Annotated in this window: 7 protein-coding genes; 2 read left to right on the top strand and 5 right to left on the bottom strand. The window is 71.3% G+C overall.

Going from position 1 to position 7,327, the window contains the following annotated elements:
• Positions 1 to 430: 430 nt before the first annotated feature.
• A complete protein-coding gene (typA, locus tag ACFWGZ_RS37680; RefSeq protein ID WP_382456376.1) occupies positions 431 to 2,326 on the bottom strand; it encodes a translational GTPase TypA in 1,896 nt (631 codons plus the stop codon).
• A 165-nt stretch (positions 2,327 to 2,491) separates the two neighbouring features.
• Between typA and ACFWGZ_RS37675 the strand changes: the two genes are divergently transcribed.
• Positions 2,492 to 2,647, top strand: coding sequence for a hypothetical protein (locus ACFWGZ_RS37675; protein WP_382456375.1), 156 nt, complete (start codon positions 2,492 to 2,494; stop codon positions 2,645 to 2,647).
• A 381-nt stretch (positions 2,648 to 3,028) separates the two neighbouring features.
• Here the strand turns inward: ACFWGZ_RS37675 and ACFWGZ_RS37670 are convergent, their stop codons facing one another.
• Complete coding sequence (locus ACFWGZ_RS37670; RefSeq protein ID WP_382456374.1) at positions 3,029 to 3,331, bottom strand: YciI family protein; 303 nt, start codon at positions 3,329 to 3,331, stop codon at positions 3,029 to 3,031.
• A gap of 179 nt (positions 3,332 to 3,510) precedes the next feature.
• Here ACFWGZ_RS37670 and trpS point away from each other — a divergent pair, with 179 nt between their 5' ends.
• Positions 3,511 to 4,434 (top strand): tryptophan--tRNA ligase, encoded by a 924-nt coding sequence (gene trpS, locus ACFWGZ_RS37665; RefSeq protein ID WP_382456373.1) that lies wholly within the window; start codon positions 3,511 to 3,513, stop codon positions 4,432 to 4,434.
• Here trpS and ACFWGZ_RS37660 read toward each other — a convergent pair.
• The 3 genes from ACFWGZ_RS37660 to ACFWGZ_RS37650 are packed head-to-tail and all read right to left on the bottom strand — an operon-like array spanning position 4,427 to position 7,167.
• Entirely contained in the window at positions 4,427 to 5,200 is a 774-nt protein-coding gene (locus tag ACFWGZ_RS37660) for a (deoxy)nucleoside triphosphate pyrophosphohydrolase (protein ID WP_382456372.1), read from the bottom strand. The genes trpS and ACFWGZ_RS37660 overlap by 8 nt on opposite strands.
• Before the next feature lie 9 nt (positions 5,201 to 5,209).
• Positions 5,210 to 6,469, bottom strand: coding sequence for a sensor histidine kinase (locus ACFWGZ_RS37655; protein WP_382456371.1), 1,260 nt, complete (start codon positions 6,467 to 6,469; stop codon positions 5,210 to 5,212).
• Positions 6,466 to 7,167 carry a response regulator transcription factor gene (locus tag ACFWGZ_RS37650; RefSeq protein ID WP_382456370.1) on the bottom strand — a complete coding sequence of 234 codons (702 nt, stop codon included), beginning with the start codon at positions 7,165 to 7,167 and terminating at the stop codon, positions 6,466 to 6,468. The genes ACFWGZ_RS37655 and ACFWGZ_RS37650 overlap by 4 nt, the downstream gene beginning before the upstream one ends.
• Positions 7,168 to 7,327: the final 160 nt, after the last annotated feature.

The raw sequence follows: 7,327 nt of genomic DNA, 5'->3' as shown, positions 1-7,327 counted from the left end.
TAGGGGTAGCACCTCGCACCCGAAGTCAAGCCCCAATCGCCGAAACACGGGTGGGTTCACCGGCTCTAATCGGCGTTAGGGGTGACGGCTCGCCTTCGGCGTCGCTTGGAAGTGCGTGGGTTGGGTCGGCTCGCCTTCGGCGTCGCTTGGGCGCTGGCTTCGCCGCGCAACTGCCACGCCCGTACCGCGCCCTGGCCCTGGCCTCATCGTGTCGCACACCTGGCAGCTCCTCCCAGGCTTCCGCACCCTCCCCGGCACCCCGGCACCCCGGCCGCTCGCTCACCGCGCGCACCCCGTCTGCCCCGTCCTCAGGCCTCCGCGCCCTCCCCAGCCCCCTGTTCGCTCGCCCACCGTGCGCCGACTCACCCCGGAGACGACGAAGGGCGGCCGGGCCGTTGGCCCAGCCGCCCTTCTCAGGCGTCGCGTGAGGTCAGCCGCGCTGCTTCATGCGCGAGCGCTCGCGGCCGCGCAGGTTGGCGTCCAGCGTCACCTTGCGGACGCGGATGACGTCCGGGGCCACCTCCACGCACTCGTCGGAGGCGCAGAACTCCAGCGCCTCCTCCAGCGAGAGCTTGCGGGGGCGGGCCAGGGTCTCCATCACGTCGGCCGTGGAGGAGCGCATGTTCGTGAGCTTCTTCTCGCGGGTGATGTTGACGTCGAGGTCCTCGGCGCGCGGGTTCTCGCCCACGACCATGCCCTCGTACGCGTCGGCGCCCGGCTCGACGAAGAACGTGCCGCGGTCGGCCAGCTGGATCATCGCGTAGGCGGTGATGGAGCCGGTGCGGTCGGCGACCAGGGAGCCGTTGTGGCGGGTGCGGATCTCGCCCGCCCACGGGCCGTAGCCCTCGGAGACGGCGTTGGCGATGCCGGTGCCGCGGGTCTCGGTGAGGAACTCCGTGCGGAAGCCGATCAGGCCTCGCGACGGGACCACGTAGTCGAGCTTGATGCGGCCGGTGCCGTGGCCCGACATGTTCTCCATGCGGCCCTTGCGGTTGGCCAGCAGCTGCGTGACGGCGCCGAGGTGCTCCTCGGGGCAGTCGACGGACAGGCGCTCGAACGGCTCGTGGACCTTGCCGTCGACGGTGTGCGTGACGACCTGGGGCTTGCCCACGGTCAGCTCGAAGCCCTCGCGGCGCATCTGCTCGACCAGGATGGCCAGCGCCAGCTCGCCGCGGCCCTGCACCTCCCAGGTGTCGGGGCGCTCGGTCGGCAGGACCTTCACCGACACGTTGCCGACGAGCTCGGCGTCGAGACGGGCCTTGAGGACGCGGGCGGTGAGCTTGGTGCCACCGTTGCGGCCCGCCAGGGGCGAGGTGTTCACACCGACGGTCATCGAGATGGCCGGCTGGTCGACCGTGATCCGGGGCAGCGCCTCGGGGGTCTCGGCGTCGGCCAGCGTGTCACCGATGGTGATGTCCGCGATGCCGGCGATGGCGACCAGGTCACCCGCGCGGGCGACCTCGGCGGGAATGCGGTCGAGGGCCTCGGTGATGAGGAGTTCGGTGATGCGGACCTTCTGCGGCTCGCCGTCCTCGCGGCACCAGGCCACGGTCTCACCCTTGCGCAGCGTGCCGCGGTGGATGCGGCACAGCGCGATGCGGCCGAGGAAGGTCGAGGCGTCGAGGTTCGTGACGAGCGCCTGCAGCGGGCCGTCGACGTCGACGTGCGGGGCGGGGATGTGGTCGAGCAGCACCTGGAACAGCGTGTCCAGGTTCTCCTCGTCCGGCAGGCCGCCGTCCTCGGGCTGGGTGAGCGAGGCGCGACCGGCGCGCGCGGAGGCGTAGACGACCGGCAGGTCCAGCACGGACTCGTCGGCGCCCACCTCGGTCGCGAGGTCGAGCAGCAGGTCGTGGGCCTCTTCGACGACCTCGGAGATCCGGGCGTCGGGGCGGTCGACCTTGTTGACCAGCAGGATCACCGGCAGGCCGGCGGCCAGGGTCTTGCGGAGCACGAAGCGCGTCTGGGGCAGCGGGCCCTCGGACGCGTCGACGAGCAGGACGACGCCGTCGACCATGGACAGCGCGCGCTCGACCTCACCGCCGAAGTCGGCGTGGCCGGGGGTGTCGACGACGTTGATGATCACGTCGCCGTCCGGCGTGTGGCGGCGCACCGCCGTGTTCTTGGCGAGGATCGTGATGCCCTTCTCACGCTCGAGCTCGCCGGAGTCCATGACCCGGTCGACGAGCTCGGCACGCGCGGAGAAGGCGCCGGACTGGCGCAGCATGGCGTCGACCAGGGTGGTCTTGCCGTGGTCGACGTGCGCGACGATCGCAACATTTCGCAGGTCAGTTCGCGTCTGAAGGGCAGACGCGGTGGCCGTGGGCACGCAGAACTCCTAGAGCTTCGAAGGCGTTGGAGGGGCTCGCGCCGGACACTTCGATGCGCAGGGCCGCGATCGATACTACCGGCTGCGTCGCCATTACCACACAAGAGTGCCAGTGAAGTGAGCCTCACCTACTCTGGTGATACGCGGCGGAGTGGAGTTCATCCAGTGGGCAAGAAGCTCAAGAAGAAGTGCTGCCGGTCGAAACCCAGGTGCAAGCGCTGCCCGGTTCCGTTCCTGCTCGAGGAGCGCGACAAGGCCAGGCAGAAGGCGGCGAAGAAGGCCGCGAAGGCCGCCAAGAAGGCGCTGAAGAAGGCCGCTTGAGACCCGAGGACCGCGCGTACGCCGACACGGCGCTCGACCTCCTCCAGCGTCACTCGATCGAGAGCGCCGGGGCCGACTGGGCCGCGCTGCGTGCGCAAGCTCACGCCGCCGGGACCGCTCACGACGCGATCCGCGGCTCTCGGCAACCCGCACACCCACCTGATCACCGCCGACCGCGCGGCCTCCCCGCCGTCCACCGCCGGGTACGCGACGGCGAACCGGACGTTCCGCCCGCCGGACGGCGCGCGGCTCGCCATCACGACCGCGCTCATGGCCGACCGCACCGGCCGGGCGTACGGCAACGACCCGATCACCCCGGACACGCTCGTCTCGAGCGGGCAAGCGCCCCCTGGCGGCGATCGAGTGGCTCGCGATGAGGCCTCAGGACTGGAGCACGGCCTCGTTCAGCTTCAGCAGTTCCGGCGCCGTGCGGGTCGCCTCGAACTCGCAGATCTCGTACTTCACGAGCTTCTGCTCGGCCCACGGGTCCGTGGCGAGCAGCGCCTCGAGCTTGCCCCGGGGCATGGGCCGCGTGATGATCACGCCGCCCGTCCTCGGCACCTGGCGCCCCGAGGCGAGGAACAGGCCTCGCTCGTACTGCTTCTCGACCCACTCGCGGTGGTCGGGGAGGGCGTAGTCGATCTGTTCCAATGGCGCGGCGTACTTCAGCAGCACGATGAACATGCATTGACGGTAGACCTATACTGGCCGACGTGCGCACGATGAACTCCTGCTGGTGGGCCGCTTTCAGGCGGCCGGAGTAGCTGTGCGCGCAAGTCACCACTGACGCGAACAAGGGCCGCCCGGGACGGGCGGCCCTTTCGTGCGTTTCGTCCGGGCGGTCCCCCACGAAGGGACCAACCATGATCCGGCTCTCGGCCATCACCCCCTCCGGCCAGGTCCACCTGGGCAACTACCTCGGCGCCCTGCGGACGTGGGCACGGGAGGGCACGCAGGACGACGTGTACTTCATCAGCGACCTGCACGCGATGACGTCGTCGCACAACCCGCAACGGCTGCGAGCCATGACGCGCGAGCAGCTCGCGGTGCTCGTGGCGTCCGGCATCGACCCCGCCAGCGTGTGCGTGCAGAGCGACCTCGTCCGGGAGCTGGGAGCGCTCAACTGGGTTCTGGAGTGCACCTGCACCTACGGCGAGGCCGCGCGCATGATCCAGTTCAAGGAGAAGTCGCTCGGGCGCGAGTCCGTGCGGCTGAGCCTGCTCACCTACCCGGTGCTGATGGCGGCGGACATCCTGCTGCAGGGCACGTCGGAGGTGCCGGTGGGCGAGGACCAGCTCCAGCACGTCGAACTGGCCCGTGCGCTGGCCCGCAGGTTCAACCACGCCTACGGCGAGGCGTTCATCGTGCCGGCGGCCGTGGTGCCGAAGGTGGGCGCGCGCATCAAGGACCTCTCGGACCCGGCGCGCAAGATGGACAAGTCCGCGCAGAACTCGGCGGGGGTCGTGTTCGTGCTCGACGAGCCGGACCTGGTGCGGCGCAAGGTGAAGCGGGCCGTCTCGTCGGCCGAGGGCATCGCGAACCTGACCGAGGTCCTCGCCTCCTGCACCGGCGAGGAGCCCGCGGACTACACGAACAGGTTCGCCGACCTCAAGGACGTGGTGGCGGAGGCGGTGATCGAGGAGCTGCGGCCGGTCCGCGACCGCACGCTGGAGCTCCTCGGCGACCCGGCGGAGCTGGACCGCATCCGGCAGGCCGGTGCGGAACGGGCCCGCGAGCGGGCGCAGCACCGGCTGAACGCGGCGCTGCGCCTGTCCGGGCTCAGTTGAGGAGCTGCTGAAGGGCCGGCACCAGCACCCGGTCCGCGGGCAGCCAGTCCACGCCGGCGAGCTCGTCGGCGGTGCACCACCGGACGGCGTTGTGCTCCAACGCTTCCGGCTCACCGCCGGCGAGCTCGGCCGCGAAGATCCGCAGCACGAGATCGCGGCGCAGCGGCACGTCCGGCCCGACCTGCGCGCCCACGGCCACCGTCACCCCGAGCTCCTCGACGCACTCGCGGACCAGCGCGTCCTCCGGCTTCTCCCCGGTCTCGACCCGTCCGCCGGGCAGTTCCCACCGCCCCGCATGGCTTTCCGGGAACGACCGCTGCTGTGCGAGCAACCGTCCATCCCGGACGATCGCGGCCCCGACGACGACGCGCGCCTCGCGCAGCTCCGCACACCGCGCCGCGAGCAGTGCCGAGCGCTTCCGCAGCACCCGCAGGGCGATCCCGCGCGCGACGGTGGCGTCCGCGAACCGTCCGGCCACGCCGCGCACGGACTTCCAGCCGACCCGGTCGACCACCAGCGTCCCGGCACCGGTGACGACGAGATCCGTGTGCAGCTCCAGGAAGTCGCCGGCGGCCGACACACCGGACAGGTCGGCCCGCGTCACCGTCATCCGCACGCCGAACGGCCCGGTGAGCACGTCTCCCAGGCACAGCAGCGGTCCCGGGACCTGCACGCCGAACCCGCTGATCAGCGCGGTGTCCAGCAGGGCACCGGCGACAGCCGCAACAGGCGCGTCGACCAGTGCCGACGCTCGCAACTCTGGCACCGGAGTTGACTACCAGGACGGCCAGCGGATCTCCAAACGCGCACCACCGGCAGGCGACTCGGCGGCCAGCACCGATCCCCCGCGCCGCCGCACGAGGTGCGCCACCAGCGCGAGCCCGAGCCCGAACCCGCCGGACCGCCGCCCGCGGTCCTCCTCCACCCGGTAGAACCGGTCGAACACCTTGGTCCGGTGCTCCGCGGGAATGCCGTGCCCGTCGTCGTCCACGAGCAGCCGCACGTCCCGCCCGACCGGCACGAGCGTCAGCGTGATCGTCGAGAACGCGTACCGCGCCGCGTTGCGCAGGAGGTTGTCCAGCACCAGCTCGACCTCGGACCGCGTCGCCGACACGAGACAGGCCGACGGCGGCGCGTTGAGCCGGACCAGCAGCTCCGTGTCCAGCCGCGAGATCGCGGCCTCGGCCCCCAGCACGAGGTCGACGGCTTCGGCGCGCGGCGGCGCCGCCGTGTCCGCCCTGGCCAGGATCAGCAACGAGTCCACGAGCGCGCTGAGCCGGATCGACTCCTCGACCACCGACTCCAGCACCTCGATGGAGAAGTCCGGGTCGGGGTGGGCCACCGCGACCTCGGCCTGCGCCCGCACCGAGGCGACCGGCGACCGCAGCTCGTGCGCCGCGTCACCGGTGAACCGCCGCAACCGGTCGGACGCCTCGTCCCGCCGAGCCAGCAACGCGTTCAACGCCTCCGCCAACGCCTGCAGCTCGTCCCGCGAGGGCGGCACCGGCAGCCGCTCCCCGTGCGGCAGCTCCCCCGCCGCGACCCGCATCCGTTCGACCGGCCGCAACGACGACCGCACGGAGAACCACGTGGCGATGCCGACGAACCCGGCCACCAGCACGGCGGCCAGGGCGAGCCACCGCGTGCCGAGGCTGTTGGCGTTCTCGTACCCGAGCAACGTGCTGCCGTAGACCTCGAGCCGGGGCGACCCGTCCGCCGTGAACACCACCCGCCCCCGGAACCGGTACGCCGACGCCCCCTCCATCCGCAGCACGGGCTCGCCGGACTTCAACGTCCGGATGTCCTGCGCAGTCAGCGACAGCGGCGGCAGCCCGTCCACCGGCACCCCGGACACGTCGAGCACCCGCGGCGGCGACTTGTCGAGCTCCTGGTCCACGGCGGAGATCTGGATCAGCCCGATCAGCGCGGGCGCCAGCCCGGTGAACGCCACCAGGCACAACAACGCCACCCCGGTGGCGACGACGGTGATCCGGAACCGGAGCGTCCGCCGCAGCCACCAACGGCGAGGGTTCACCTGTTCCCCAGCGCGTTGTCGAGGTCCGGAGTGGACGCGATGTACCCGTGCCCCCGAATGGTCCGCACGACCTCACCGGCCCCCACGGCCTCCAGCTTCCGCCGCAGATACCCCACGTACACCTCGACGGCGTTGCGCGTGGCGGCCTGCTCGTCCCCCCAGACAGCCCGCAACAGCTCGTCCTTGGTGACAACGGACCCGGCCCGGGAAGCCAGCACGTCGAGCACCGCGTACTCACGAGGCGACAGCGAGACGTCCTGCCCACCCCAACTGACCTCGCGCAACCCGCGGTCGATGACGAGACTCCCGAGCGTCAACCGCCGCCGAGCCCCACCCCCGCGCCGCAACAGGGCCCGGACCTGAGCCACCAGCACCACGAAGCTGAACGGCTTGACGAGGTACCCGTCGGCCCCGAGGTCGAGCCCGTCGGCCTGGTCGACCTCACCGTCCTTGGCCGACACCATCAACACGGGCGTCCGCACCCCGTCGGCCCGCATCCGCTGCAGAACCCGGTACCCGGACAACCCGGGCAACATGATGTCGAGCAACACGACGTCGAAAGCCCCGGTCAACGCCACCCGCAACGCAGTGGGCCCGTCCGAGGCGGTCACAACCTCCATGCCCTCGGCGGACAGCCCGCGCTCCAACGCCCGGCGCACGCCGACTTCGTCGTCCACGACCAGCACTCGAGGCTTCACACGCACAGCATGCCCGCAACCAGCAACAACCGCCCGCACCCCCTCAGCCGACTCTCAGCGAGCAGGCAGGCCCTTGGCTTTTGCTTTTGCTTTTGAGCGCAGCTCCCAGCGGTGGGTGCCCCGTCACGAGTCGCGCCTCAGCTCTTGCTGCACGCGAGGA

It is taken from the genome of Lentzea sp. NPDC060358, from assembly GCF_042725365.1.
Taxonomy (GTDB): domain Bacteria; phylum Actinomycetota; class Actinomycetes; order Mycobacteriales; family Pseudonocardiaceae; genus Lentzea.
The sequence above is the reverse complement of the archived record's forward strand: the minus strand, read 5'-3'. Positions and strand labels throughout refer to the sequence as shown.

Excerpts from the sequence above, each read along its gene's own strand:
- ACFWGZ_RS37670 (WP_382456374.1), bottom strand. The coding sequence starts at position 3,331 with ATGTTCATCGTGCTGCTGAAGTACGCCGCGCCATTGGAACAGATCGAC.
- trpS (WP_382456373.1), top strand. The coding sequence starts at position 3,511 with ATGATCCGGCTCTCGGCCATCACCCCCTCCGGCCAGGTCCACCTGGGC.